This is a genomic window from Xanthomonas sp. GPE 39 (assembly GCF_000963005.1).
Classification (GTDB): domain Bacteria; phylum Pseudomonadota; class Gammaproteobacteria; order Xanthomonadales; family Xanthomonadaceae; genus Xanthomonas_A.
On record NZ_JZHZ01000007.1, the window covers coordinates 494,693 to 521,676 of the forward strand.

The window sequence follows — 26,984 nt, forward strand, 5'->3', positions numbered from 1 at the left end:
GGCAGTAGGCTGTCTCTCTCCCTTCCCACAGGTGAAGCCATGGCGGTGAGACCTCCGTTTGCCACGCCGTCCCGTGCAGCGCCCACCATTGTCCTGACCGCCGTGCCTGCCATGCGGCCAATCTGGACTGGCCGCATGAAAGCACGATCCGCCCTGACGGCATTCAACCTTTCTTGAGGTAACGCGCGATGAGCCAGGACACCGACGATCACGACGATCAGAGCGAGAATCCCTATCGCCCGCGCAAACTCAAGGTGCGCGATCCGCTGCACGATCTGCAGCTCCTGCGCGATATGGCCATCATCAATGCGCGGGTGCGCGCCGAACTGGGGCCACTGCCACCTGGCGGATTGCCGGTGGAACCCAAGCGCAAACCCGCGCCGCCGCCGTACCGGCCTGCCGCCGCATCCGCGCCCCATCCCCCTGAGGACGACCCGATGAAACTGCACCACCTTGCCGCCACCGCCCTCATGCCGCTGGCCCTGACCGCTGCGGGGTGCTCCAAAGGCATCGATGTCGGCAATGACGGCGCCANATGCGCCGGGGCCGTGGGATGCGATCAAGGCGTATATCGGATACGACGTCATCAATGAGAAATGCGTGCCGATGATGCCGTTCGTTGGTGTGCGGCAAGTGCCTGGTACCGGGCTCGATGTTCCCATGACACAGGTGGACGATCACACGTGGAAGGGATATTTTTATCGCGACGCCTTGCTGGATGAGGATTACTTCAAGCTTGGCGTGTGCCACTGGGATGCGACCGGTGCTGGCATTGTGGCGATTGCCAAGGGGGTTAGGTTCAATTGGGGGGGGATGTTGGTGGAACTCCTGCGAGAAAGTCAGGAGACCTACTATTTCAAGAAGAGCGTGTATGGGGATACTTCTTTCGCTCCCTATGGCGCTCCAACCCTCACTGGAGAAGACGATGAGGTGATTCAACATCCAGATGCTCACTTCCAAGTCACCATCGCTGTCAAGGAAGCCAAGCCATGAAACCTACTGATCAAGCGCGCGCCGACGCTGCTATTAATTCCTATAAAAACCGTTCGCAGGGTGAAGTTGATAGCACAAAACGTATATATCTAGATCATGCTAGATATACCGTCTTTGGCTACGCAAATGACCTCGTTACCGGTTTCCGCGCAACAGCGTATCGAAGCGTGGAAGTACCACACAACGTCATCATCGCCTACCGTGGTACCGACACGGATTTATTTACCGGTGAGACAAAAGCGGAAAAAGCAAGCCATGCGCTCACCACCCTCCAGGACATCGCCGTCGATGCCACGATGGTGCGCGACGCCGTCAATCCACAAAAAGCCGCCGCCGATGCGTTCACGGCGCAGATGCTCGCCAAGGCCGCCAAGCAGGGCATTCCCAAAGACCAGGTGACCGTCGCCGGCCACTCCCTCGGCGGCGCGCTGGCGCAGATCGAGGCGGCCAAATACGGCCTGGCCGGCTCCACCTACAACGCTTACGGCGCGCGAGGGCTGACCGATGGCACGCCGCAGCCCGGCTGCCACGTCACCAATTACCGCATGGCCAACGATGTGGTGAGCGCGGCCAGTCCTCACGTGGGCAGCGTGGTGTCGTTAGCCAGTCATGACGATGTGCAGAGCCTGCGCGCTGGCCGGTATTTGGATGCGCCCGTCGGCGCACCGCCACCGAATGTGCTGATGGCAACACGATGGGGGGACCACGGCGGTGCTCAGCACTTCGGCAGCCAAAGTCCGGACAACGTCCTGGCCCCGCAGCGGTTCAGTGAAGCGTCGCAGCGTTACGCGGACCACCAGAGTGCCTTCGAGCATTTCACCTGGGAGGTTGCTCACGAACGTGCCGAATTGTCCCAGGCGCTGCGCCAACTACGCGAACACCCCGGCCAGACCCACCTGCCAGCGGATATCCAGCGGCAGGTGAACGAATACCTGGCGTTGAACGTGGACACGCCGCTGCGCGAGGGCATCGAACATAACGCATACGTACAGAGGAAAGCACGCGAGCTGCACGATGCCGGCGATGCCGCGCGCACGTTGGGCCATGCGCTACACGACATGGACGAGCGCATGGCCTCGGATGCACAGCGTGCGGGTGTGGCTGGCCTTGCCTTGAGCCCCATGGCGCCGCTGGTCGGTCAGGCGGCAAGCTTAGCGGCGCACCTGCACGGGCGTGCTGCCGATGGTTTGGGCCACTTCGTCGGCGATCAATTCGAGTCGGCCAAGCACGCCGTCGAACAGAGTGCGCACTATGTTGCCGACGCGGCGCAGCGGGTCATCCACGACCCTGACGTCCAGGCGGCAGGGACCAACGTCGTGAATCAGGCGGTCGATCTCTATCATGGCGCGCAGTCCGCCGCACATTCATCCGCCGGACAGGCCATTGGGCAAACATACGACGGGATCAAATACATCGTCTCGCCCGGCATCGACGTGGTCGAACACGCAGCCGGGCAAGCCTACGACACGCTGACGCATCCGGGTCAGTTGTTCCAGCACAGCCCGCAAGCCGCGTCCATCCCTCCCACAGCGACGAACGCGGATACGTCCTCCTCTTCATCTTCATCCGCCGCCGCGTCCGCCATGCCGCCCCCTGCCATGGACAGGCACACGGGCCTGCAGGAAGACCATGCCGCCGAGCTGCGCCAGGAACACATACGACAGGCGCAGCAGCAGGCGGCGCACCTGACGCAAGTCCATCGGCAGACACAACCGCCACCCGCTCACAGCAACCCGGCCCAGGAAAAACCGGCCAGCGTGGACATGCAGGAACAGGCGCGGATCGCGCAATTGCAGCAGCAGGAACAGCAAGCGCAGGCAGCGCGCGAGCAGCAACACCGCCTCGCGCAGCAACATGCCCAGTTGCACCGTCAGGCCATGGACGCGCGGCAACGCGAACACGAACAGCGCCACAGCCAAGACCCCCGGTCGCATCCACACGAACAGCGCCAAGCGGGCGAGGCGATGTTGTATACCCCGCCGACGCGCCCACCGCGTTCGGATGAACATCTCCAAGACTTCCGTCATCCGGGCCATGCGCTGCACTCGCGCTATACCCTGTTCAAGAACGCGCTGGAACAGTCCTGCACCCTGCCCAGGCATGGCGATAAATTGCCTTACGGTCCCGCACAGCAGGAACGGCTGGCCGCCGGGTTCACCGACGCGCTCGGCATCAATCCGCAATACAGACACAACATCAAAGGCTTCAAGCAGCACGAAGGCCAACTGTTGGCCTACGACCATCCCGGTTCGATCTACGAAAAGAGCAAGGTGGTGCGGATCGATCCCGAGCATGCGCTGGCGAAGTCGCCCGAGCAGCATGCCGCCACCTGGCGGGCACGGGAAGCGACCCATGCACCTGCGCCGCCAAGCCGCGCCATCGCCCCCGTGGCGATCACCGCCGAGGACATGCGCCATCCGGTGCACCCGCGTCATGCGCTGTTCGAGCAGGCGCGCGATGCCATTGCCGATGCACATGAACGCTGGGGTCGTCCGGTGCCGGATCCGGAGCAGTTGGACCGCCGCGCGGCGCAAGTCGTCGTGGAGACACGCAAACTGTGGCAGACCGAAGTGGACAAGATCTACCTGGGGATGACGGAGGGCGCTGCGACCCAGACGCCGAACTACGTGGTGCAATCCCACGGGAAATTATGGGCGACAGTGTCTGCGCCGCAACTGACGCAAGCGCCGGACGTGGCCCAGGCCAGCCAGCAATTACAGACGGTGGAGCAGCAGAACCTCGCCGAGCAGCAGGCCATGCAGGCCCAGCGCGCGGCGCAGATGCAAGGGCAGGGGTTGGTCATGAAGCTGTAGGCGGCAATCGAAGGCCATCCAGGCACACCGCATGGACAGCCGTGCGCTGAACCGCACCGCGCCGACGACTTCACCCGCCGCAAGGCGTTGCAGCATCCCTCACGTTCGATTTCCCCCGATTCCCCAAGGAAGAGTCCCCCGATGAATTCGCGTACCAAAGGCATTGCCGCCGTCATCGCGTTGCTACCCGTTGCCATGGCTGGGCTGTATCTGTCCGGCTTTCTTGTGCTGACCCTGCTCGGAGAGCACGCACAGGTCCATCTGCTGACCTATTGGCGCTATTGGCAGGTGGTGGATCAACCGGCGTGGCATCCGTATGCGCCGAAAATCAAGCTGGCGGGCATCTGCGGCTTCGGCTTGCCTGTCATGCTCTACCTCATCATGGTGTATGCCATGCTGCGGACGAAGGCGCAGGAGTTGTATGGCAATGCGCGCTGGGCGCGCAGCGGCGATCTGTCCCGGCATGATGTGCTCAAGGACGATCCGCATGGATTGATTGCCTGTCGCTTCGGTCGCCGCTTCATCCGTATCGGCAAGTCCAAGCACTTGCTGTTGGCGGCCAGTACCCGTGGCGGCAAGGGCGTGAGCGTGGTCATTCCGAATTTGCTGGCATGGCTGGAGTCGGCGGTGATCCTGGATGTCAAGCGCGAGGCATGGGAAAAAACCGCAGGCCAGCGCGCCAAATACGGCCAGGTGTATCTGTTCGATCCGTTCAGCGACGACGGCAGCACGCACCGTTGGAATCCGCTGGGCTACGTGCGCCTGGACCCGAATCACCGCAACGGCGACATCGTCGCCATCGCCGCCACGCTGTACAAGGAGATGAGCGGCGACAATCCATTCTGGCCGGCCATCGCGAGAAAGACGTTCATCGCTGCCTGCGAGTACCTGTTCGATGAGTATGTTGCCCAGGCAGACGGGGATGATCACAACGAAGCAGTCAAGTTGCCCACATTGGGCAGCGTCTATCGTCTGCTCGCCGGCGCTCACCTCGAACCCGGCCAGTCGCTGCAACACTACCTGGGCGAGCTACTCAAGCAGCCCGCGCTCGGTTCGCAGGCGCGGACCGGCCTGAACAACTTGGTCGGCCTGGCGCCGGAGACCTTCACCTCCGCCATCGAAACGGCGCTGGCGCCGCTGAACATTTTCAGCAATCCGATTGTGGATGCCGCCACCAGCGAGAACGATTTCGACCTGAGCAAATTGCGCAAGACCATCCAGTCCATCTACGTGGGCGTCAGCCCCGCCAAACTGATTGAAGCCAAAGGAGTGTTGAATCTGTTCTTCGAGCAGGCGATCAAACTCAATGGCCGGGAGTTGCCCGAGCACAACCCAGAGTTGAAATACCAGTGCATGTTCATGCTCGATGAGTTCACCGCGCTGGGCCGGGTGGAGATCGTTCCGGTGGCCGTTGGCTGGGTGGCCGGCTATGGCATCCGCATCGTGATCGTGATCCAGTCGATTGCGCAGTTGGAATCGGTCTATGGCGCCGACACAGCGCGCGGCTTGATTACCAATCTCGGCGTGCGGATCGTGTTCACTCCGCGAGAGCAACGCGATGCCGAGGAATATTCGAAGATGCTGGGCGAGACCACCGTGCGCCGTCGGCAGCGCACGCAGTCCTACGGTCAAGGCAACAGCCACAGCTATACCGAGGTGCTGGATCGGCGTCCGTTGATGAATCCGGATGAAGTCAAGGGACTGGCACCGGAGAAAGCCATCGTGTTCATCGAGGGGATTGGCTATCCGATCCTGGCGGACAAGATTTTTTACTACAAGGACAGCTACTTCAAAAAGCTGTTGCTGCCGGCGCCGAATGTGCCCCGGCTCGCGCTGGGCGGGGCGTAAGCGCGTGAGATTTTTCGGTCGAGGGCGTGCTGACCTCAGCCAGCGGCTGGATGTCCTGGAAAAGGCGCTGCTCGAGCAAAAGAAGAGCATCCACTTCCTGGAAGGCCAGCGCATCCGCACGGTGCGGCAGTTCGCGGCGATGCAGTCGTTGGTGGAGTCGCTGATTCGTACGCATCAGCGGCCAGACCTGATGCTGCGTTGGTGGAATCACGAAGTCCCAAAGTTGATCGATGAGGTCAGCGAGGTGCCGGAGGATATCCACGCCGAACACCAATTGGAGGCGCTTGCCTGGCAGGGGATGGTGAAACGCTATACCTACCTGATCGAGGCGGCGGCAGATTTCTATGCGCAACGCCATGAAGGTGAAGGCTGAAGCGGCGGCACCGCATCGCTTGATGACTGCGATACGCAGTGAATGTCAACGCCGATTTAAATCTGACCCACTGGGGGTGCGGCGGAAAACTTGGACTACCTGGGAGGGTAGTTCATGTTTTCATACGAGGACCGGCTTCGAGCCGTGCAGCTCTACATCAAGCTCGGCAAACGGGTCGGATTGACGATCCGACAGCTTGGCTTTCCAACCAAGAACACGCTCAAGCACTGGTGCCAGGAATACGAGCAAGGCCTTGGCTTGGCCATCAGGTCCACACGCGCACCGAAGTATTCGCAGGCCCAGAAGGAATTTGCAGTCGCTCACTATCTGGAAAACGGGCGCTGCTTCGCGGCGACGATCAAGGCGCTCGGGTATCCGTCACGGACGTTGCTTCCATTCTGGGTTCAGGAGTTGCATCCGCAGACCCGCAAGCGCGTTGTCGGCCGGTCAACCGCACTGACGCCGGCCATGAAGCAGTCCGCGGTCGTCGAGCTGTGCATGCGGGAAGGCAGCGCGCAGTCGCTGGCCCAGGAGTTGGGCGTGTCTCGTCCATCGCTTTACACCTGGAAGAATCAACTGCTCGGCCACGACGCACCTGCATCCATGAAGCGTAAGCAAGATCTTCCACCGAGTCCTGAGCTAGCCGAGCTGGAAGAACAGGCTGCGGCGCTTCGACGAGACATCCGGCGCCTTCGCCTGGAGCAAGACTTGTTGAAGAAGGCGAACGAACTCCTAAAAAAAGACCTGGGCATCGACCGGCAGCGCCTGACGAATCGGGAGAAGACGCAGTTGGTTGATGCCCTGAGATCGACTTACGGGCTAGCCGAGTTGCTGCATGAAGCTGGCCTGCCCCGCAGTTCCTACTTCTACCATCGGGCGCGGCTCGATGTCGCGGACAAGTACGTCAGCGTGCGCCGCGTGATGGCAGACATCTTTGAGCGCAACTACCGTTGCTACGGCTACCGTCGGATGCAGGCCTCGTTGACCAGGCAATGCGTGAACATCTCGGAGAAGGTGGTGCAGCGGCTGATGAAGCAGGAATGTCTGGTTGCCGCCACGCGCAAACGCCGACGATACAGCTCTTACAGGGGCGAGATCAGCCCTGCGCCGGACAACATATTGGACCGGGACTTCAGCGCAAGTGCGCCAAACGAGAAGTGGCTCACCGACCTCACGCAGTTCCAGATCCCAGCAGGCAAGGTGTACCTGTCGCCCATGATCGACTGCTTCGATGGCATGGTCGTCAGTTGGACGATCGGCACGCACCCGGATGCCGAGCTCGTCAATACGATGCTGGACGCAGCCATCGAGACCGTCACAGCCAGCAACGAACGGCCGATCGTGCACTCCGATCGCGGCGCCCACTACAGGTGGCCTGGATGGCTGTCGCGGATCGCTGATGCAAAGCTTGCGCGCTCAATGTCTCGCAAGGCATGCTCGCCGGACAACGCTGCGTGTGAAGGCTTCTTCGGCCGCCTGAAGACCGAGTTGTTCTACGCGCGCAGCTGGTTGTCCACGACCATCGAGGACTTCATCGCGGCGTTGCACTCCTACATCCTTTGGTACAACGCAGACCGGATCAAGATCTCGCTGGGAGCCCGTAGCCCCATCGAGTACCGGCGAGACCTTGGGCTCGCCACATAACCCGTCCAAGTTTTCTGCCGCACCCCCACTTTCCGTCGGATCGCCGAAGTAACCCACCCCCTAAATAATCGCCCTGGAATCGGATAGGGGGGCAGCTAGACCCTCCCAGCAGTTCTGGGTCCTCATAATTTTCCCAATAGGAACGGTAGAAGCAGCCTGACATCATGGCCCGCAGATAGCTCTTTTGGCGCATCGAGTGGGAACATGTACCGCGAGGACGATGATGTGAGCGCTAGCTTGTTCCGCAACGAGGTCTATGAGAACAGGCGTAGCCAGCTGGTCGGTTCCATATTCCTGCGTTCTCCACGGATTGGATGGGTTTTCGTGGTGTTCAGTGCGTGCGCGGTCCTTGCGATCACGCTGCTGCTCGTACTGGGCCAGTACACCCGCCGTGAGCCAGTGAGTGGGACGTTGGTGCCAACCCATGGGCTGCTCATGGTGGTTGTTCCCTCGGCTGGCTCCATCACGCGCATCTTCGTGCGCGAGGGTGATCGCGTCAAAGCGGGTCAGCCGCTGCTGGAGGTGTCGGAAACGCAAAGCAGCGCATTGAAGGGTGACGTCGGCGCTGCGGTATCCGAGCAGCTGTCCTTTAAACGCCAGCGGCTGCTGGACGATCTCACTGGTCAGGACCGTTTGGCAGGCATGCAGCGCAGGGACATCCGGCAGCGCATGGGGCTGCTCCAGGCGCAGATCCGGCAGGTGGATGACCAGGCCGCACTGCAGGCCCATCGGGCGAAGGACGCCATGGCCCTCTACGAGCAATGGTCGAAGTACCAGGACTCGGGCGTCGTCAGCAAACAGCAGATATTGACCCAGCACGACCAGGCGCTTGAGCACCAGGCGCAGCTTATGGAGCTGCGTCGCCAGGGATTCCAGTTGCACCAGCAAATGAGCGAGCTGCAGGCACAGGCGGATCAGTTGCCGGACATCGTCGCCGGTCGGAACAACGAGACGGAGCGAGCGCTGTCCGATGTCGCCCAGATGATCGCGAAAAACGCCGCGCAGCATGCGGGGCTTTTGAAATCTCCCGTCGACGGCATCGTAACCAGTGCTCCCATCTATGCAGGCCAGTCCGTGTTGGCCGATCAGCCGATGGTGGCCGTGCTGCCTGCTGCCTCGACATTGCAGGCGGAGCTCTGGGTGCCGACGCAGGCCGTCGGCTTCATCCGGGCAGGAGAGCAGGTCGTCATCCGCTATCGTGCCTATCCCTACCAGAAGTTCGGCCAATACTTCGGTCGTGTGCAACAGGTGTCGCGCAGTTCGTTGTCGCCGTCCGAGGTCAATAAGGCAACAGGCAAGGACATCAAGGAGGCGAGCTACAGGGTGCTGGTCCATCTGGAAAACCAGCACGTGCAGGTCTACGGAAGACCCGAGACCTTGCGGCCGGGCATGACGCTCGACGCGGACATCCTGCTCGACCGCCGCCGGTTATTCGATTGGCTCTTCGACCCACTTTACAGCCTCAAGTTGCGCTCGACCGAGGATCGCGAGCATGGCTGAAGAAGCATGTGGCCACACGCCATGGAGCTGGATGGACTGGCGCGCAGCAAGCCGTCTTCCCATGGTGATGCAGACGGAAGCCGCAGAGTGCGCGCTGGCGTGTCTGACGATGGTCGCGGGCTACCACGGCCATCACGCCGATCTTGCCGGCATGCGGCGGCGCTTCAGTACCTCGCTCAAGGGCGCGACGCTGTCCCGCGTGATGCATATCGCCCATTCGCTGGGCTTGGCGACGCGGGCGCTGCGTACGGACATGCCGTATCTGCGTGATGCGGTCACTCCGTGCATCCTGCATTGGAATCTCAACCATTTCGTGGTGCTGAGCAGGGTGACGTCCAAGGGCGTGGAGATCCACGACCCAGCGCGCGGCAAGTTGCGTATGGGAATGGCGGAGGCCGGGAAACACTTCACCGGCATTTTGCTGGAGCTGATCCCGGGTGAGGACTTTGAGACGACGAAGCGCAGGAAGCCCGTGCCGCTACGACTTCTTACAGGTCGCATCTCGGGCTGGAAGCGCGCGCTCGCTCAGGTCTTGGGGCTCGCCCTGGGCATCGAGGTGCTGGCCCTCACCCTTCCATTCCAGATGCAATGGGTGCTGGACCAAGTGCTCGTGGGTTCCGATCACACTCTGCTCCTGGTGATGACGCTGGGTTTCATGCTGGTCATCGCGATCCAAGCCGGTCTGACGCTGGCGCGGGCATGGCTGCTGAGCTGGCTCGGTGCGTCCTTGAGCGCGCAGTGGACCAGTAACCTCTTCAGTCACCTCATGAAGTTGCCACTGGAGTATTTCGAGAAGCGCCACATGGGCGACGTCGTGTCCCGGTTCTCATCGATCCACTCCATCCAGGCCACCCTCACGGGCAGCTTTGTCGAAGTCATGCTGGACGGTGCGATGGGAATACTCGCGCTGGTGATTCTGTGCGTTTACAGCTTGCCGCTCACCGGCTGTGTGTTGGGAGTGTTCGCCGTCTACGTCCTGCTTCGCTGGGCGATGTACCGAACCCTCTGGCGCACGACCGAGGAGCAACTGGTGTACGGGGCGAAGCAGCAGACCGTACTGATGGAGTCCGTCCGCGGGGTACAGGCCATCAAGCTTGCCAACAAGCAGGCCGACCGCAGCGCGCGTCTCGCAAATGCCACCCTAGAAATGGCGAGCCGCGACGTGGTGGTTCAGCGCATTGCACTGTCGTTCGTTGTGGTGAACCAATGCCTTTTCGGCCTACTGCGTGCATCGCTGATCGCGCTCGGTGCATATCTAACGATGCAAGGGCGATTCAGCGCGGGAATGGTCGTCGCGTTCGTCGCGTACGCCGACCAGTTTTCCGCGAAGATGGGCGGCTTGGTCGACAAGCTGGTCGAACTGAGGATGCTGCGCCTCCATGGCGAGCGGATCGCGGACATCGTCCTGGCGTTGCCGGAGCGGAGCACGGCTACAGTGCGGAGTGGGGGAAGAATCGTCCGGCCGAACCTGTCGATCAGGGGTGTCTGTTTCCGATATGCCGAGGGTGAGCCGCTGGTGCTTAACGAGGTAGAACTGGAAGTCGAGGCTGGTGCTTCACTGTGCATCGTTGGTGCCAGCGGCTGCGGTAAGAGTACCCTGGCAAAGGTAATACTCGGGCTACTGGAGCCGACCAGCGGACGTGTTGAGATCAATGGCGTGGACATTCGCCACCACGGATTGAATGCGTACCGCAGTTTGATCGGGACCGTGATGCAGGACGACGCTCTTTTCGCAGGGTCGATAGCCGATAACATCTCTTTCTTCGAGGAGGCAGCGCACCTCGAAGACATCGTTGCCGCAGCCCGCCTGGCACAGATCGACGGGGAAATCGAAGCCATGCCGATGGGCTACGAGTCGTTCGTGGGCGACATGGGATCGTCACTGTCCGGCGGCCAGAAGCAGAGAATCCTGCTCGCGAGAGCATTATACAAAAAGCCGCAGATTCTCGTTCTAGACGAGGCTACCAGCCATCTGGACATGGACTGCGAACGCCGCATCAACAGCGAGATCGCGCGCTTGGACATCACCAAAATCATCATCGCGCACAGGCCCGACACAATCGCCAGCGCGGATCGGGTGGTAGTCCTACGTGGGGGCTGCGTCATCAGCGACCGCCTGGGCGAAGGCGGATTGAAGTTGGAGGCGGTACGTCACCGACCCACAGAGATTTCAGGGTGAGCCATCCTGGATGCCGACGGCAGCGCGGCCTTCGCTGCCACCATAGTTTGTTACTACGGAGCAGAAAAATGCAGAACGACGACAACAGCAAGCGTGTGATGGGCTACGTGCATGCGCGCGAACTGAGCAACCAGGAGATTTCCCAGGTCTCTGGTGGCGACGACGATGATGGTGGCGGCGACAAGCCGAAGAAGAACGGCACCAAGATCACCGTGGGTACCGGTGGCAATGGCACGGGCTCCACGCGCGCCGATCACTGATGCGCCGCTGACAGCATGATGGTCGGAGGGTCCAGTCCGCTGGACCCTCCCTGTCCCAGCATTGGCACATGGATATGAGCAAAGAAAGCGGCATCAACCTCCTGATCATCTCCTACGCAGATGACTCTCATGCGCTGGCTGTTGCGGCAGCGATGGAGATGTGTGGGCACAACTGTGTCATTTGGAGCGAACCCAAACTGGCCGGCGAGAGAGTAGGCAGCATTGAGCTTGGAGAATGTGAGATCAGATGGGTGATAAGCCCAGGTTTTCCTAGACATCCTCAATGCCGTGGAAAATGGATAATTCGGAGGTGTCCATGAGCAGTAAACGGTATACGGATGATTCCCAAGATAGAAGCAGTCCTGCAGGGGGCTGATCGCGCGTTCTCGTGCGACAGGCCGCGCCATCGCTGCACATCCTTGGTATCCGGCCGGCCGTGTCGCATGTTTCACGTAGGTAGTGGCCGCGCGCAGTGTGGTGACCGGTGACGCGTCTGCGTGGTCCGTTAGGCAAGCCCGCAGTGCGTGCTCTGGGTACGGACGATGCGCTGGCTTACCTGCGGGTGGGCGATGGTGCGCCGGTCGTGTTGGTGCATGGGGCGTTGTGCGATTACCGCTACTGGATGCCGCAACTGCGCGGGTTGGCCGATCATTGTCAGCTCAGTGCAGTGAGTCTGGGTCAATACTATCCGCCGCTACGCTCGGCATCGCGGCATGTCTTCGGTTGGCGCTGGCACGCGCAGCAAGTGGCGGCTTTCATCGCGGGCGAAGCGCAGCCGGTGCATCTGATCGGGCATTCGCGTGGCGCCGCGGTGGCCTGGCAGGTGGCGTTGCAGCAGCCCGCGGCGGTCGCCAGCCTGGGTTTGTTCGATCCCGGCGGGCCGCAAGCGCATGGCTTGTCGGCCGAGGTGCTGGCCATCCGCGCGCGCGCGGTGGCGTTGTTGCAGGATGGACAGGTCGAGGCCGGCCTGGAATGTTTTGTCGATTCTGTCAGCCAGCCCGGTGCTTGGGCGCGTAGCAGTACGACATTCCGGCAGATGGTGCGCGATAACGCGCAGACGTTGGTGCCGCAGATCAATGATGCACTGCCGGCGTATCTTCCGGAGCAGGCCGCCAAGCTGGCGCTGCCGGTGCTATTGGTCACCGGCGAACACAGTCCGGCGCAATACCGCGACAACGCCGCTGCGCTGGCGCAATGGTTGCCGGACCCGCGCCTGCATCTGCTTGCCGGTGCCTCGCATGGCATGACGTTTACCCATGCGCGTCGCTGCAATACGTTGCTGGCCGAGATGGTGCGCGAAACTTCCGGCTGATCCGCCGGTGCTGCCATCGCCATTTTTGCGCTGTGTGGCGTGTCGATGTGGCGCGGTGGCCTGACTACTTGGCGTGACGCCGCAGTGCGCCGTGCCGCGTGGATTCCGCGTCCGGCGCGATTGCCTCGCCACGATCCAGTTGCCGGTAGGCGATGGCCTCGGTGAGATGTGGGGTGGCGATGGCCTCGCTGCCATCCAGGTCGGCGATGGTGCGGGCCACCCGCAGGATGCGGTGCAGCGAGCGTGCCGACAGTCGCAAGCGATCGATTGCGTGTTCCAGGAGTGCTTCGTCGTGTGGTTGCAGGCGGCAGTCGCGCATAGTCTGGTGGTGGTCGAGCTGGCCGTTGGGCCGCGCGGCACGCATCAGTTGCCGTTGCCGCGCCTGTTCCACCCGGGTGCGCACGGTGGCGCTGGATTCGCTTGCCGTGGCATCGGCGCGTAGCGCCTGTGGTGGCAATCTAGGCACTTCCACGTGCAGGTCGATGCGGTCCAGCAAGGGGCCGGAGATGCGTGCGCGATAGCGGCGGATGCTGTCCTCGCTGCACCGGCAGCGGCCACTGGGGTCGCCGGCCCAGCCGCAGGGGCAGGGATTCATTGCCGCGACCAGTTGGAAGCGCGCGGGGAATTCGGCACTGCGCGCCGCGCGCGAGACGGTAACCTGGCCCGATTCCAGTGGTTCGCGTAGTACTTCCAGTGCATGCCGGTTCCACTCGGGCAGCTCGTCCAAGAACAGCACGCCATTGTGCGCCAGCGAGATCTCGCCTGGGCGTGGATGCGCGCCGCCACCGACCAGCGATACCGCGCTGGCCGTGTGATGCGGCGACCGATATGGGCGCTGCCGCCAGCGGGCCGGGTCCAGGCCGCGGCCGCTGACCGATGCGATGGCCGCGCTTTCCAGCGCCTCGGCTTCGCTGGCCTCGGGCAGGATCCCGGGCAGGCGCGAGGCCAGCAGGGTTTTGCCACAGCCGGGGCTGCCGATCAGCAGCAGGTGGTGATGTCCTGCGGCGGCGATCTCCAGTGCGCGTCGGGCTTGCGCCTGACCGCGCACGTCGCTCAGATCGGGGAACGGCAGGCTCGTGGCGGGCAGTGCTTCGGCCACGGGTAGGGTCTTGCTGCCGTTCAACAATCCGCAGACTTCCAGCAGTGTGCGTGCGGTGAATGCGCGCACGTGTTGCGCCAACGCCGCTTCCGCGCCGTTGTCCGCCGGCACGATCAACGTGCGCCCGGCTTGCGCGGCGGCCAGCGCGGCCGGCAAGACGCCATCGACCGGACGCAGTTCGCCGGTGAGCGCCAGTTCGCCGAGGAATTCGTACTGGTCCAGTGCCTGTGGATCGAGTTGGCCGGCGGCGGCGAGGATGCCCAGTGCGATCGGCAGGTCGAAGCGGCCGCCTTCTTTGGGCAGATCGGCCGGTGCCAGATTGACGGTGATCCGTCGTGCCGGGAACGCGTATTGTGCGCAGAGGATGGCGGCACGCACGCGGTCGCGCGATTCGCGCACGGCGGCTTCCGGTAGGCCGACGATCTGCGTTGCCGGCAGGCCGCCGGAGAGATGGACTTCGACCCGAACCGGAGGCGCAAGCACCCCCGCGCGGGCACGGCTGTGCACCAGCGCCAGGCTCATGGCAGTCGTTGGATCAGGTGTTGGAGGAGGGTGTCTGCGCGCTGTGCGCGGTTTCCAGCGCGGCGACTGTGCGCTCCAGCGCTTCGAGCTTCTCCCGTGTGCGCAGCAGTACCGCGCGCTGCACTTCGAACTCTTCGCGGGTGACCAGGTCGAGTTTGCTCAGCCCGGCCTGCAGCGCGCTCTTGAAGGTGTTTTGCAGTTCATCGCGGGATTGGCGCAGGCCTGGTGGCACCAGGTCGCTGAGGCGGCGGGCGAGGTCGTCGAGATGGTTGAGATCGATCATGGTTGTACTCCGGCAAGTGGCACCAGATTGCAGTACCCGGCGTTTCGGGGCCATCGGTCACGGGCGCGACGCGCTGTCGGAAAATTCCGGCGATGGAGGTGTCGGGCCATTGAACCCGACGGCCGGGCATCGCGCAACCGCCTTACCCTGAGTGGGTTGCGATTGGAGAAGACGGCATGAAGGTGGTCATGGCCGTCATCGAGCCGTTCAAGCTCGATGACGTGCGCGTGGCGCTCAGCCGCCCAATGCCTCGGCCACGAACGGTGGCAGCACCTGGGTGCCGGTGTGCAGGTGTGCGCTGTAGTAGCGGGTGGCGAACGGTTTGGTCGCCGCGTCGTGGTGACGGAAGTCGAAGCCGCCTTGTTTACGCGCCATGGTCACGCTCCACCAGCCGGTCGGGTAGCACGGCTGCGGGAACGGCACGGTGTGGAAGCTGGCGAAGCCGGCTTTGCTCATCTCCGCACGCATTTCCTTGATGAGGTCCAGCAGCGCAAGTGGCGATTCGGATTGCTGCACCAGAATGCCGTCGTCCTTCAGCGCTTTGAAACAGCTCGCGTAGAACGCCTTGTTGAACAAGCCCTCGGCCGGGCCGACCGGATCGGTGGAATCGACGATGACGATGTCCACACTGCCGGCTGGGCAGTTGGCCATGTAGGCGATGCCGTCATCGAACAGTAACTCGGCGCGCGGGTCGTTGTTGGATTCGCACAGTTCCGGGAAGTATTTCTCGGCCATGCGCGTGACCTGTTCGTCGATGTCGCACTGCGTTGCGCGCTCCACGCCAGGGTGCTTGAGTACCTCGCGCAGGGTGCCGCAGTCGCCGCCCCCGATGATGACCACGCGCTTGGGCGTGGCATGGGTGAACAGCGCCGGATGGCTGATCATTTCGTGGTAGAAGAAATTGTCACGGGTGGTCAGCATCACCGCGCCGTCGATCACCATCAGCTTGCCCCAGTCGGTGGTGTCGTAGATTTCGATCTTCTGGAACGGCGACTGCACTTCGTCCAGTTTGCCGGTGATGCGATAGCCGATGGCCGAGCCGGTGGGCTGGAAGTGTTCGATGTACCAGTTGTCGTTGGCGCTCATGCGGTGTCCTTGGAAAAATGCAGGCGATCCTCGCCCTTGGTGTGGGAGAAAACAGTGGCGCGAAGCGCTGGAGATGGGAGGACAAGCGCCGCCGCGTGCATGTGCAACGTCTGGCGCTCAGCTTCCCATTCCCGAGCGCGTGCCGAGAAAGGGGTGTTGGATCGGCGCGGATTGTAACGGACCCAACGCGTAGCAGGGGTTACAATCCACGCCCTTTTTCCGTCAACCGAGCCGCCACGATGAGCGATTGGTCCCTCGACCAGGCCCGTAAAACCTATTCGATCCCGCACTGGGCCGATGGGTATTTCGATGTGGATACGGCCGGTCGGATGGTGGTGCGGCCGCAGGGCGCCGACGGGGTGACGATCGTGCTGCCGGACGTGGTGGACGCCGCACGCGCGGCGGGGGCCAAATTGCCGATGCTGGTGCGCTTCCCCGATATCCTCGGCGAACGCCTGGGCAAGTTGCAGGCCGCCTTCGCCCAGGCGCAGGCCGATTGGGACTATGCCGGCGGCTACACGGCGGTGTATCCGATCAAGGTCAACCAACACCGTGGCGTGGCTGGCACGTTGGCCGGTCATCAGGGCGAGGGCTTCGGCCTGGAGGCAGGCAGCAAGCCGGAGCTGATGGCGGTGCTGGCGTTGTCGCGTCCGGGCGGGTTGATCGTGTGCAATGGCTACAAAGACCGTGAGTACATTCGTCTGGCGTTGATCGGCCGTAAGCTGGGCTTGCAGACCTTCATCGTCATCGAGAAGCCGTCCGAATTGAAATTGGTGTTGGACGAAGCACGCGCGCTGGATGTGCGTCCGGGTCTGGGCGTGCGCATGCGGCTGGCCTCGCTGGGCGCGGGCAAGTGGCAAAACAGTGGCGGCGACAAGGCTAAATTCGGGCTGGCGCCACGGCAGTTGCTGGATCTGTGGAAGACGCTGCGCGGTACCGAGTATGCCGATACGCTGAACCTGCTGCACTTCCACATGGGCTCGCAGATCTCCAACGTGCGCGACATCGCCAACGGCATGCGCGAGGCGACCCGTTACTTTGTCGAGCTGTCCAAGCTCGGAGCGAAGATCAGCCACGTCGACGTTGGCGGTGGCTTGGGCATCGACTACGAGGGCACCCGCTCGCGCAGCGAATGCTCGATCAACTACGGCTTGCATGCCTACGCCAGCAACATCGTGCAGCCGCTGGCCAGTGCGTGCGAAGAGCATGGCTTGGCGCCGCCGCGCATCGTCACCGAATGCGGTCGTGCGATGACCGCGCACCACGCGGTGCTGATTGCCAACGTCTCGGAGGTCGAGCAGGCGCCGGAAGGCCGCGTGCCGGATGTACACGACGACGAGCCGGCGGCAATCCGCCACATGCGCGAGATTCATGCCGAGCTGGATCAACGTCCGGCGGTGGAGCTGTTCCAAGAGGCTCAGCATTTCCATGCCGAAGGGCTGAGCGCCTATGCGTTAGGCCAGATCGACCTGGCCCAGCGCGCACGTATCGACGATCTGTTCTACGCCATCGCGCATGGTGTGCGTGCGCGGTTGAGTTCGCAGGAGAAGAGCCACCGCCCGGTGCTGGACGAACTCAACGAGCGCCTGGTCGATAAGTATTTCGTCAACTTCAGCGTGTTCGAATCGATTCCGGATGTGTGGGCGATCGATCAGGTGTTCCCGATCGTGCCGATCGAGCGGCTCGACGAGGCGCCGCAACGTCGCGGCATCATCGCCGACATGACCTGCGATTCCGATGGCATGGTCAAGACCTATGTCGAGAACGAGAGTCTGGACAGTTCCTTGCCTTTGCACGCCTTGAAACACGGGCAGAGTTACCGGCTCGGCTTTTTTCTGGTCGGTGCTTACCAGGAGATCCTCGGCGACATCCACAACCTGTTCGGCGACACCGATGCAGTGGAAGTCGCACTGGAGGGAACGGGCTATCGCATTGCTCAACAGCGCCGCGGCGACACCACCGACGTGATGCTCGACTATGTCGGTTATCACCTGGATACGTTGCGTGCTGTCTACGCCGAGCGCATTGCGGCGGCGCAATTGCCGGACGCGTGCGCGCAGGAACTGCGCGATGCGCTTGAAGCTGGGCTCACCGGGTACACCTATCTGTCTGACGCGCCATTGGTCTGATCGCAGCAGATCACGGCGGCGCGCGTGCGTATGTCATAGCGAACTGCACAAAATTCATCGATAGGATTTCTCCTCTGTAGTTGGGCATTCGGTGTTGCCATCGACGCGCACGCTGGGCACGCCGCCGCTCGCGAAACGCATGCACATGGCGGACAAGCAAAGCTTTCGCGGAAGCCGCGGAAGCCGCGGAAGCCGCGGAAGCCGCGGATACGACGGCAGATGGACACGGATGGCGCGGTGTGGCGGCGTGGTGGTTCGCTAGCGGAGCCGTTGATGCGTTTGTTGGAGTCAAAATTTTGACTCGCATCGCAGGACGGCGGCTTGGATTCGCATCAAACAACGAAGCGTGATTCTTGCCAGTTTTTGAAGGCAAGTATTCACTTATAAAGTCCCGCGCTGCGTGATCCATTGTGTTCATGACAGTGAATAGGATGCCATCACATTTCGCGGTTTTTATTCGGTCAAAGTCCGATCTCGCCGGTTTTTTGACGTTATAAAAAGGCATTCTGCTTGTGCTTCAGTCAATCAACCGACGCATCTGCGCATGTTCAGTCTTGATCGCGTAGCGCGTTGTTCATGCACGTTTCGATCAACTCGAGAGGCACGTCATGCATGCGGACACTCCATCATCATTTCCTTTGACCCGTGCGCAACGGGGGTTGTGGATTGGCAGCAAGTTGCAGGTCGACAAGATGTTGATGCTGTCAGAGGCATTGGAATTATTCGGGCCCTTGGATCCGGCCCTGCTAATGCAAGCAAACCGGCAGATCACACGGGAGTTCGATACGTTGCGGTTATGTATCCGTGAGCACGACGGCTTGCCTGAGCAAGTCGTGCTGCCGGAATATCCAGGAGAATTACAGTATCTGGATTTCAGCGACGAGCCCGCGCCGCGCGCTGCGGCCGAGCGTTGGGTGAGCGATCAACTCGGCAAGCGAGAGAATTTGCGCGACGGTCCACTTTGGTTCTGTGTCGTGTTCCGCCTAGGCGATGACCATCATCTATGGGTGCAGTACACGAGCCATTTGGTGATGGATGGCTTCACTGGGACGATGCTGGCTCAGCGCCTTGCCAGTCTGTACAACGCTTATGCGTCTGGGCAGGAGCCGGAGCCGGCCGCCTATGGCAGTGTGTTGGAACTGGTGACGCTGGAGCAGGAATATCGCGCGTCCGATCGCTATCGACGCGATCGCGAGTACTGGATGCAGCACCTGTCCGATGTGCCGCCAGCGGTGACGTTGGCCAAGCCCGGCGAGCAACAAAGTGCTGGTTTGTTGCGTGCCACCGGCGAGTTTTCCCCTGAGACGGTCATGCGTTTGCGGGAGTTGGGAGCGGCGCATGGCGCCAGTCTGCCGCAGACGCTGATCGCACTGATCGCGGCGTATTACCACCGCTACACCGGCGCGGAGGATCTGGTGATGGCCATGCCGGTGACCGGACGCGTCGGCGCACGCTATCGGCAGGTGCCTGGCTTGGCCGCCAATGCGATCTATCTACGGCTGGCGATGCGGCCCAGTCAGCCGTTCCATGCGTTGTTCCCGCATGTGTCCTCGGTAGTACGGCATGGCCTGCGTCACCAGCAATACCGTGTCGAGGATGTCCGCCGCGACCTGGGCATGTTCGCCAACATGCAGCGTATCGCGCGGCTGGCGGTCAACATCGAGGCATTCGACTATGGCTTGCACTTCGGCCAAGCCCAGGCGGTGCCGCACAATCTGTGCAACGGTCTGGCCGACGATCTGACCATCTTCTGCTACGAACGCGGCAATGGCATGGCACTGCGCTTCGATCTGGATGCCAATCCCACGCTGTACGACCGCGAGGAGTTGGCCGAGCATTGTCGGCGTCTTATCTTGCTGGCCGATTCCATTCTCGAGGCTCCGGAGCGGCCGCTGGGGTTGCTCGATATCATCGGTACGCAGGAGCGTTACCGTTTGCTGTGGGAATGCAATGTCACCGCCATGCCGTTGCCGGTCATGGCCACCTTGCCGCACCAACTGCTGGAGCGGCATGCGTCGATACCGGCGGGTATCGTCGTCCAGTGCGATGAGCGCACGCTCGATGATGCGCAAGTCTGCGAACTCGCCGCGCGCATGGCCGCGCGCTGGATCGCCGATGGAATCAAGCCGGGTGATGTGATCGCAGTGGCCTTGCCAAGGAGCGAACAGTTGTTGCTGGTGCTGTTGGCGGTGATGTGGAGCGGTGCGGCCTATCTGCCGCTCGATCCTGATGGCCCGTTGGTCCGCAACCGGCACATGCTCGACGATGCCGCTGCGATTGGACTGGTGTGCGAACCGGCTCTGCGCGATACGCTGCTACTGGACGCAATGGTCTGGCTCGATCCGTGTCCGGCCGACTTGCCGGCGCCGATTGCGCCGTTGGCGACACCGGAGGGCACCGCCTATGTGCTGTACACCTCCGGTTCCACCGGAGCGCCCAAGGGTGTGGAGATCAGCCATCGCAGTCTGCTCAACTTCCTGTTCGCGATGCGTCATGAACTTGGCCTACGCCCGCGCGACCGTGTGTTGGCGGTGACCACCGTGACCTTCGACATCGCCGGGCTGGAGTTGTACTTGCCGCTGCTGGTCGGTGCGCGCGTGGTGATCGCACAAGGCGCAATCACCCAGGATCCGCGCGGATTGGCGCGTTTGATCGCCCAGGCCCAGGTCAATGTGATTCAGGCCACGCCGTCGTTGTGGCGGATCCTGCTTGCCAACGACGATCTACCGCTGGACAAGGTGCATGCCTTGGTCGGCGGCGAAGCCTTGGGAGCGGAACTGGCGACGCGCCTACTTGCGCGCGTTGGCCGCCTGACTCAGATGTACGGGCCAACCGAGACCACAATCTGGTCGACGATCATGCCGTTGCAGTTGACCGATGCTCCCCGTCCGCCGATCGGGCGCCCGATCGCCAACACGCGGGTGTATGTGCTTGATCCCCAGCAGCAATTGTTGCCGACTGGTGCGGTGGGTGAGCTCTACATCGGCGGCGCTGGCGTGGCCAAGGGCTATCGCGGCAAACCGCAACTGACCAGCGAGCGCTTTGTGCCCGATCCGTTTGTCGGGGATGGCAGCAGGATGTACCGCACTGGCGATCAGGTGCGCTTGCGTCCGGACGGCGTGTTGGAATTCATCGGTCGCATCGACGATCAGCTCAAAATTCGTGGTCATCGCATCGAGCCGCGCGAGATCGAAGAGGCGCTGCAACGGCATCCGCAGGTGGCGCAGGCGGTAGTGGTTGGCCATCGCGATCACGACGAAACGCTGCAGTTGCTGGCGTATGTCGTCGCCTTGCCAGAACAGAGCGTGGACGTGGACGCCCTGCGTCAATATCTGCAAGCGTGCCTGCCATCGGCGATGTTGCCTTCGCGCTGGATGTTGTTGCCTGCCTTGCCGCTGACGGCGACCGGCAAACTGGATCGCAAGGCGTTGCCGGCACCCGATGCGCCGCCTCCGCGCGAGCATGTGCCGCCACGCGATCCGATCGAGCAGCAATTGGCCACGATGGTGGAGGACATCCTGGGCATCAGTGGTGTCGGCGTGCACGACAGCTTTTTCGAACTCGGTGCCGATTCGCTAGGCGCGGCTCAAATGGCGGCGCGGTTTCCGCAGGTGTTCGGCATCGAATTGCCGCTGGTGACGCTGTTGAATGAGCCGACCATCGCGGGCCTGGCCGAGGTGATCCGGCGCAATGCGCAACTGCATAGCGACCCGCTGGCGTCTGTGCTGACGCTGCGCGAGGGCGAGATCGGCACGCCTGCGCTGTTCTGCATCCATCCGGTGATGGGCATGAGTTGGTCGTATGCGACCTTGCTCAGTCAACTGGATCCGCGCTGGCCGGTGGTGCTCTTGCAGTCGCCTGGCTTGGCCGACAGCAGCTACCGGCCCGACAGCATTGAGGCGATTGCCCGCGACTATCTGGCCCGCATGCGCAGCGTGCAGCCGCACGGCCCGTATCGCCTGGTGGGTTGGTCCCTGGGTGGCTTGATCGCTCATGCCATCGCTGCCGAACTGCGCGCGGTCGGGGAGTTGGTGGAACTGTTGGCCTTGCTCGACTGCTATCCGTTTCTACCGGAAGCCGTACAGGCCGATGCCATGATCAGCATCCCCACCGCGTTACGTGCGCTCGATGTGCAACTGGGGCCGGAGACACCACTGCCCACGACCATGGCGGAACTGGCCAAAGTACTGTGCGATCACTACGGTCTGTTGTCGTTCCCGTTGGCACGTCAACTACTCGAGCAGCAGCACGACCTCGTACTCAACATTGGTGAACTGATCCAGCACCATCTGCATCTGGCCTGCCATCATCGCCCCACCGTGATCGATGTGGATGTGCTTTTCGTCGAGGCCACCCGGCGCCCGGACATCGGCGTGGATGCTTCCGATGTGATCGATCACCGTCCACAGGCGTGGCAGGAACTGGTGCGCAGACTGCACGTGGAGGCGTTCGACACCGACCACTACGGGATATTCTCCCTGGCCCATGTGGGGAGGCTTGCCAAGTTGTTGCACGCCTCCTTGGCGCAGCCGGCGACGCGGGCAGTGCTGGCCCCCGGTCCAGTGCCGACGCCGGCGAGTGACGGGGTGGCCGAACATGTTTGAACACGACCCCGCAGGCGTGCAAGCCGCAAGCGATGACCGACCGATCGTGATCGCCACCCTTGGCACCCATGGCGATGTGCGCCCTGTCATTGCACTGGCGGGTGGCTTGCAGCAGCGTGGTTATCCGGTGCGTGTGTTGACCAGCGAGAATTTCGCCCCGTTGGTGGAAGCCAACGGCTTGGCGTTCTTTCCGCTCAGTGGCGACCACCAACGCATGTTGCAACGCAACCCGATTCGCGAAGGTCAGTCCATGTTGGCGAAGTCCCGCATGTTCTACCATCACCTTGCCTCGTGGGCGCGTGATTGGCCTTCGCAGGGACGTGCGGCGTGTGCGGATGCGCGGTTGCTGATCGGCGTGGGGAGCGCCAGCATCGTCGCCGATGCACTGAGTCAGGCGCTGCGTATCCCGCTGGTCTATGCGCAATTGCAACCGGTCACTGTCTCGCGTCATTTGCCATTGGTGGCGCGGCCGCAGTTGCGTCTGCCCGGTCCATTGCATGTCGGCTTGCAACATGCCATCCGCTTTAGCGGTTGGCAGTTGTTGCGCAGCGTCGTCGATGGCAGCGTGCGCCTACCGCTGGGCTTGCCCGCTTATGGATGGCGCGGTCCGGATACCAGCACGATTCGCGTGCTGTATGGATACAGCGAACACCTGTGTCCGCGTCCGAGCGATTGGCCCGCGCGCGTGCAGATCTGCGGTTTCTGGTCGCTGCCGAACCCGCAGTGGCAACCGCCGCCCGCATTGCTGGATTTCCTGCAGGCGGGGCCGCCGCCGTTGTACGTCGGGTTCGGCAGCATGATCGATGCAGATGCGGCGCAACTGACCACCACGGTGAAGGCTGCGCTGCGCCTGACGGGCCAGCGTGCGCTGTTGGCGACGGGCTGGGGTGGTTTGATCGTAGACCAGGACGGGGACTCGGATCAGTTCTTCGCGCTTGAACATGCCCCGCATGACTGGCTGTTTCCGCGGGTGATCGCAGCGGTCCACCATGGTGGTGCGGGGACCTCTGCCGCCGCGTCGATCGCTGGCATTCCCTCGGTTGTGGTGCCGTTCGGCTATGACCAGCCGTTCTGGGCGCATTGTTTGGCACAGCGTGGCGTGGCACCGCCCGCGTTGACCCGCGACGGGCTGAAGCCCGAGGCGTTGGCGCACGCGTTGCGACAGGCGACGTCGCCGACGATGCGCGCGAGCGCGCAGGCGCTTGGACAGCGACTGCGCGAAGAGGATGGTGTGGCCAAGGCGGTGGCGCAGCTCGAACAGTGGGGGCTATTGCGTGATGTCAGCATCGTTCGGCAACACGCGGATGTTGTTTGCTGAGTTGGGTTGCAGTGACCTTGTCGTTGGGGATGGAGCAGGTCAACGGACTGCATGTGTATCGCTGTTCCAACACGCGCATATTCAGCCAATGCGTGTTCGTCACACCAAGAATTGGACGAGAAAAATCGCGAGATAAATCGCTGTGGCAGCCAGCACGATTAAAGCCGTGCGAGCCAAGCCAGTCTTTGATTTTTTCCTGGTGCTCATGCCTGGTCTTATCGATTCGTAGACGGCGAATTTTCTGACTCGAATTCTAGCGCGGCTGTAGTTGAAGAAAATCTAATTTTCATGTGAATCTATACGGCATGCGCAGTTGTTGAAATTGTATCGATTGACCCAATGCAGGATGATTGAAATATATTCAGCATGGCTTGGGTGGCACCGCTTGCGGATGTGAGTACATTGTCGGTTCAAGACAGGTAAGCGCTGAGCCTAAAGTTGATATGAAATTTTCTCGTTTCTTATCGTGCGTTTTTTTGGCAGATTGCATATGAAATCGTTCTATCCTAAGTTTTTTCAGAAAATCACCTGGTGATGTCATTGCAGTTGGTGCGGCACAATAATTCTTCGAGAATGCAATGAAAAAATTCTTAGTTATTTCAGTGATAATCCTGCTTGCAATTGGTGTCGTCCTTTGTCTTTTGATGTGTTGGCATAAAGGAGGAAATGATGGAAAACGTAACGGTGTTAGATATGTAAATGAGGCTAGGGCAAGGCATGGCTCAGAAGAAAATTCTTTTGCAGATGTAGATAACATAAAAAGTTTCAGCGACGTCAAATCAAGCAGCTACTATCTTTTGGATTTTGAAAATATTAAGAGTGAGGCGGAGGGCGGATCTCCTATAGCACAGAAAGATTTGGCTCGCATATACAGTCTTTGCATGTTTTATAGTAGTCGTCCGAAAGTGCAACTGGCCGAAATAGATGATTTGGCAAAATATGCAAATGGATCTACTATTGAATTGCGCAATGTAAAAGAGCGCTTAAAGAGGCGTTGCGATAATGTTGATGGAGGGCAGAGGATTCCTTATAACGCCTATCCTCTTTGGCTTAATGAAGCTGCCAGACGCGGAAATGTTTCGGCAAAAATAGAATTAAGGGTTCAATCAGTTGCGCCATTGTCAGTGAATGAAGCGGTTGATTTGGCAGATATTGTGCAGAAATCTCGTGATCCTGAAGCAATGTATCAGCTATCAAATTTAATGGGAATATCGGTATCAGAGGATATTCCAGAAAAATATTCAGGTCTAATGGGGAGTGCTTTGGCTGGGCATGCGTGGGCTGTCGCCGCATGCCAGTCAGGACTTGATTGTGAGAGAGGGTCCATAATAATGGATTCAGTGTGCATAACGACAGGGCTTTGTGATTACAGAAACTACGAGGAATTTATAAGGGCACAGGCGATAGTTTCAGCAGATCAAGCTAAGTTCGATGAGGATGTGCGTAAGATAAAAGTACTTCGATAGGAACGTGGGGCGTTATGAAAGTCTTTATGGGGTTATTTTATTCGATACTCTTTATCTTCGCCAGATTTTGCGAAAACCAACAATGTCAATGCTGCACTATGCACATGATGTGCCATTGGCTGAAGGTGTAAATGTAAATTCCGAATATGGTGCTCGGAGGCATCAGCCCGATAGAAAAATTGGCGTCGCTAGGATGGTTGCATTTTTAGATAATGTTAAAGGCGTAGGGATTACCATCACTTGGTATGCAGCATGAGCCGGCGAGGCAGCTGCGACGTAATGCACTGGAATAGGTTTTCTTTGGCTTGTTCAAACGGGAGTGGATGAGGTAGCGGATTTATCAGACGAAAGACGCCGCAGGCGCCGACCCGTTTGACTATATCGAGATGTTCTATAGCTTGGAGCGCGGCCAGACGATCTGTTGCCTGTAGCGTTCGAATGGCGCTACAAGCAACGAGAGTCATGAGTGTCTACGGACCTTGGGTGGTTCAGTTTGCCAACATCAGCTTCACAGTGAGGGTGCAGTGCTAGCGTCTTCCACAACCCTTGTACGAGGCTTCGCTAGTAGCATATAAAATGCCGGCACGATCAGTAGGGTTAGGAGAGTTCCGATGCCAAGCCCTGCTATCACGATGCAGCCGATCGTCGAGCGGGCCGCTGAGCCCGGACCTCCAATGAAAATTAACGGCAATGATCCCATTATCATTGCTGCCGATGTCATGAGGATTGGGCGAAGCCGTACATTTAAGGCGGCAAGAATGGCGTCTTTTTTGCACTGACCAGAATCTTGCTTCTCGTTCGCTACTTCGACTAGCAGGATACCGTGCTTGCTGATCAAGCCGACCAAGGTGAGTAGCCCGACGTCTGTATAAAGATTCACCGAAAGCTGGTCAAGGCCAAGCCATACGAAGAACAGTGCACCTGACAGCGAAGTTGGTACCGAGACGAGAATGATGATTGGATCGGTGAAGCTGTTGTAGAAACAGGCTAGTGTCAAGTAAACCACTGCGATGCTGAGTAGAAGCATGATCGCATACCCTTTTTGATTCCTTGCGTACTCGCGCATTGGGCCCGAGATATCCGAGGAATAATCCTTTGGTAGCGTGCTAGTTATGCTGGCGAGATAATTCGCTATCTGTCCTCGGGATACTCCTTTCGCCGGTTCGCCAGAAATGGTGATGGCGCGCTGTCCTTGGAAATGGCGTAGGACGTCTGGACCTGTCGTCGTCTCCAGATGGGCGACGGCCCGCAACAGGACAGGCTGCTCATTAACTGTGGCCACAGGATAGTCGAGTACGTTCTGATCGAGCTTTCTATAGTCTTTCTCTGCCGCTGAAATGACTTTGTAAGATCGTCCCTGGTAGTTGAAATAATTGATGTAGCTGCCGCTCAGCATGGAACTGAGTGCATCGGAAACACCTCGAACATCCAGATTGAAGTCGGCAAGCTTAGCCCGATCGAGAACGATACGACTTTTCGACTGGCTAGAGCGTGTTATGAACTTTGAAGTAGAGACGTTGCATTTCCAAGCATGAGCATTGAGAAGACGACGAAG

17 protein-coding genes and 2 pseudogenes are annotated in these 26,984 nt (G+C 60.7%); 15 read left to right on the forward strand and 4 right to left on the reverse strand.

Annotation, left to right across the window (positions count from 1 at the left end; genetic code table 11):
* Positions 1-188: 188 nt before the first annotated feature.
* The 9 genes and pseudogenes from XALGPE39_RS02010 to XALGPE39_RS02050 all read left to right on the forward strand — a co-directional run bounded on the left by XALGPE39_RS02010 (position 189) and on the right by XALGPE39_RS02050 (position 12,922).
* Positions 189-993, forward strand: a pseudogene (locus tag XALGPE39_RS02010) (hypothetical protein).
* 167 nt (positions 994-1,160) lie between these two features.
* Positions 1,161-3,806 (forward strand): XVIPCD domain-containing protein, encoded by a 2,646-nt coding sequence (locus XALGPE39_RS15420; protein ID WP_235429732.1) that lies wholly within the window; start codon positions 1,161-1,163, stop codon positions 3,804-3,806.
* Positions 3,807-3,947: 141 nt separating this feature from the next.
* Positions 3,948-5,654, forward strand: a complete 1,707-nt coding sequence (locus XALGPE39_RS02020) for a type IV secretory system conjugative DNA transfer family protein (protein ID WP_045726771.1) — start codon at positions 3,948-3,950, stop codon at positions 5,652-5,654.
* Between the two features lie 4 nt (positions 5,655-5,658).
* Positions 5,659-6,027, forward strand: a complete 369-nt coding sequence (locus XALGPE39_RS02025; RefSeq protein ID WP_152624802.1) for a hypothetical protein — start codon at positions 5,659-5,661, stop codon at positions 6,025-6,027.
* Positions 6,028-6,141: 114 nt separating this feature from the next.
* Positions 6,142-7,671 (forward strand): IS3 family transposase, encoded by a 1,530-nt coding sequence (locus XALGPE39_RS02030; RefSeq protein WP_045726773.1) that lies wholly within the window; start codon positions 6,142-6,144, stop codon positions 7,669-7,671.
* A gap of 204 nt (positions 7,672-7,875) precedes the next feature.
* On the forward strand, positions 7,876-9,171 hold the full coding sequence (locus XALGPE39_RS02035) for an HlyD family efflux transporter periplasmic adaptor subunit (RefSeq protein WP_052689981.1): 1,296 nt from the start codon (positions 7,876-7,878) through the stop codon (positions 9,169-9,171).
* A complete protein-coding gene (locus XALGPE39_RS02040; RefSeq protein ID WP_235429733.1) occupies positions 9,164-11,350 on the forward strand; it encodes a peptidase domain-containing ABC transporter in 2,187 nt (728 codons plus the stop codon). Before XALGPE39_RS02035 ends, XALGPE39_RS02040 begins: the two co-directional genes overlap by 8 nt.
* A gap of 68 nt (positions 11,351-11,418) precedes the next feature.
* Positions 11,419-11,610: a hypothetical protein gene (locus XALGPE39_RS02045; RefSeq protein WP_045726775.1), complete on the forward strand. Its 192-nt coding sequence runs from the start codon at positions 11,419-11,421 to the stop codon at positions 11,608-11,610.
* 484 nt (positions 11,611-12,094) lie between these two features.
* Positions 12,095-12,922: an alpha/beta hydrolase gene (locus XALGPE39_RS02050; protein ID WP_052688110.1), complete on the forward strand. Its 828-nt coding sequence runs from the start codon at positions 12,095-12,097 to the stop codon at positions 12,920-12,922.
* 64 nt (positions 12,923-12,986) lie between these two features.
* Here the strand turns inward: XALGPE39_RS02050 and XALGPE39_RS02055 are convergent, their stop codons facing one another.
* From XALGPE39_RS02055 to speE, 3 genes are all read right to left on the reverse strand, one after another.
* Positions 12,987-14,543, reverse strand: a complete 1,557-nt coding sequence (locus XALGPE39_RS02055; protein ID WP_045726776.1) for a YifB family Mg chelatase-like AAA ATPase — start codon at positions 14,541-14,543, stop codon at positions 12,987-12,989.
* A 13-nt stretch (positions 14,544-14,556) separates the two neighbouring features.
* Positions 14,557-14,826, reverse strand: coding sequence for an accessory factor UbiK family protein (locus XALGPE39_RS02060; protein WP_045726777.1), 270 nt, complete (start codon positions 14,824-14,826; stop codon positions 14,557-14,559).
* Between the two features lie 234 nt (positions 14,827-15,060).
* A complete protein-coding gene (gene speE / locus XALGPE39_RS02065) occupies positions 15,061-15,912 on the reverse strand; it encodes a polyamine aminopropyltransferase (protein ID WP_045726778.1) in 852 nt (283 codons plus the stop codon).
* Positions 15,913-16,151: 239 nt separating this feature from the next.
* Here speE and speA point away from each other — a divergent pair, with 239 nt between their 5' ends.
* The 6 genes and pseudogenes from speA to XALGPE39_RS16340 all read left to right on the forward strand — a co-directional run.
* Positions 16,152-18,041, forward strand: coding sequence for an arginine decarboxylase (gene speA / locus XALGPE39_RS02070; RefSeq protein WP_045726779.1), 1,890 nt, complete (start codon positions 16,152-16,154; stop codon positions 18,039-18,041).
* Between the two features lie 608 nt (positions 18,042-18,649).
* Positions 18,650-22,645 (forward strand): non-ribosomal peptide synthetase, encoded by a 3,996-nt coding sequence (locus tag XALGPE39_RS02075; RefSeq protein WP_045726780.1) that lies wholly within the window; start codon positions 18,650-18,652, stop codon positions 22,643-22,645.
* Positions 22,638-23,963 (forward strand): glycosyltransferase, encoded by a 1,326-nt coding sequence (locus tag XALGPE39_RS02080; protein ID WP_045726781.1) that lies wholly within the window; start codon positions 22,638-22,640, stop codon positions 23,961-23,963. The genes XALGPE39_RS02075 and XALGPE39_RS02080 overlap by 8 nt, the downstream gene beginning before the upstream one ends.
* A 578-nt stretch (positions 23,964-24,541) precedes the next feature.
* On the forward strand, positions 24,542-25,429 hold the full coding sequence (locus XALGPE39_RS15425; RefSeq protein ID WP_152624803.1) for a hypothetical protein: 888 nt from the start codon (positions 24,542-24,544) through the stop codon (positions 25,427-25,429).
* A 4-nt stretch (positions 25,430-25,433) separates the two neighbouring features.
* A complete protein-coding gene (locus XALGPE39_RS15430; RefSeq protein ID WP_152624804.1) occupies positions 25,434-25,685 on the forward strand; it encodes a hypothetical protein in 252 nt (83 codons plus the stop codon).
* Positions 25,664-25,895: pseudogene (locus XALGPE39_RS16340) on the forward strand (IS3 family transposase); the annotation flags it as partial. The gene XALGPE39_RS15430 and the pseudogene XALGPE39_RS16340, both read left to right, overlap by 22 nt.
* Before the next feature lie 42 nt (positions 25,896-25,937).
* Here XALGPE39_RS16340 and XALGPE39_RS02085 read toward each other — a convergent pair.
* A partial coding sequence (locus XALGPE39_RS02085; RefSeq protein ID WP_152624940.1) for an efflux RND transporter permease subunit occupies positions 25,938-26,984 on the reverse strand: 1,047 nt, incomplete at its 5' end.

Bases quoted from the DNA above. Each gene is read 5' to 3' on its own strand.
- XALGPE39_RS02035 (WP_052689981.1), top strand. From the start codon at position 7,876: ATGTACCGCGAGGACGATGATGTGAGCGCTAGCTTGTTCCGCAACGAG.
- speE (WP_045726778.1), bottom strand. From the start codon at position 15,912: ATGAGCGCCAACGACAACTGGTACATCGAACACTTCCAGCCCACCGGC.
- XALGPE39_RS02045 (WP_045726775.1), top strand. From the start codon at position 11,419: ATGCAGAACGACGACAACAGCAAGCGTGTGATGGGCTACGTGCATGCG.
- XALGPE39_RS02080 (WP_045726781.1), top strand. From the start codon at position 22,638: ATGTTTGAACACGACCCCGCAGGCGTGCAAGCCGCAAGCGATGACCGA.
- XALGPE39_RS02060 (WP_045726777.1), bottom strand. From the start codon at position 14,826: ATGATCGATCTCAACCATCTCGACGACCTCGCCCGCCGCCTCAGCGAC.
- XALGPE39_RS02055 (WP_045726776.1), bottom strand. From the start codon at position 14,543: ATGAGCCTGGCGCTGGTGCACAGCCGTGCCCGCGCGGGGGTGCTTGCG.
- speA (WP_045726779.1), top strand. From the start codon at position 16,152: ATGAGCGATTGGTCCCTCGACCAGGCCCGTAAAACCTATTCGATCCCG.
- XALGPE39_RS15425 (WP_152624803.1), top strand. From the start codon at position 24,542: ATGAAAAAATTCTTAGTTATTTCAGTGATAATCCTGCTTGCAATTGGT.
- XALGPE39_RS02075 (WP_045726780.1), top strand. From the start codon at position 18,650: ATGCATGCGGACACTCCATCATCATTTCCTTTGACCCGTGCGCAACGG.
- XALGPE39_RS02040 (WP_235429733.1), top strand. From the start codon at position 9,164: ATGGCTGAAGAAGCATGTGGCCACACGCCATGGAGCTGGATGGACTGG.
- XALGPE39_RS02030 (WP_045726773.1), top strand. From the start codon at position 6,142: ATGTTTTCATACGAGGACCGGCTTCGAGCCGTGCAGCTCTACATCAAG.
- XALGPE39_RS02020 (WP_045726771.1), top strand. From the start codon at position 3,948: ATGAATTCGCGTACCAAAGGCATTGCCGCCGTCATCGCGTTGCTACCC.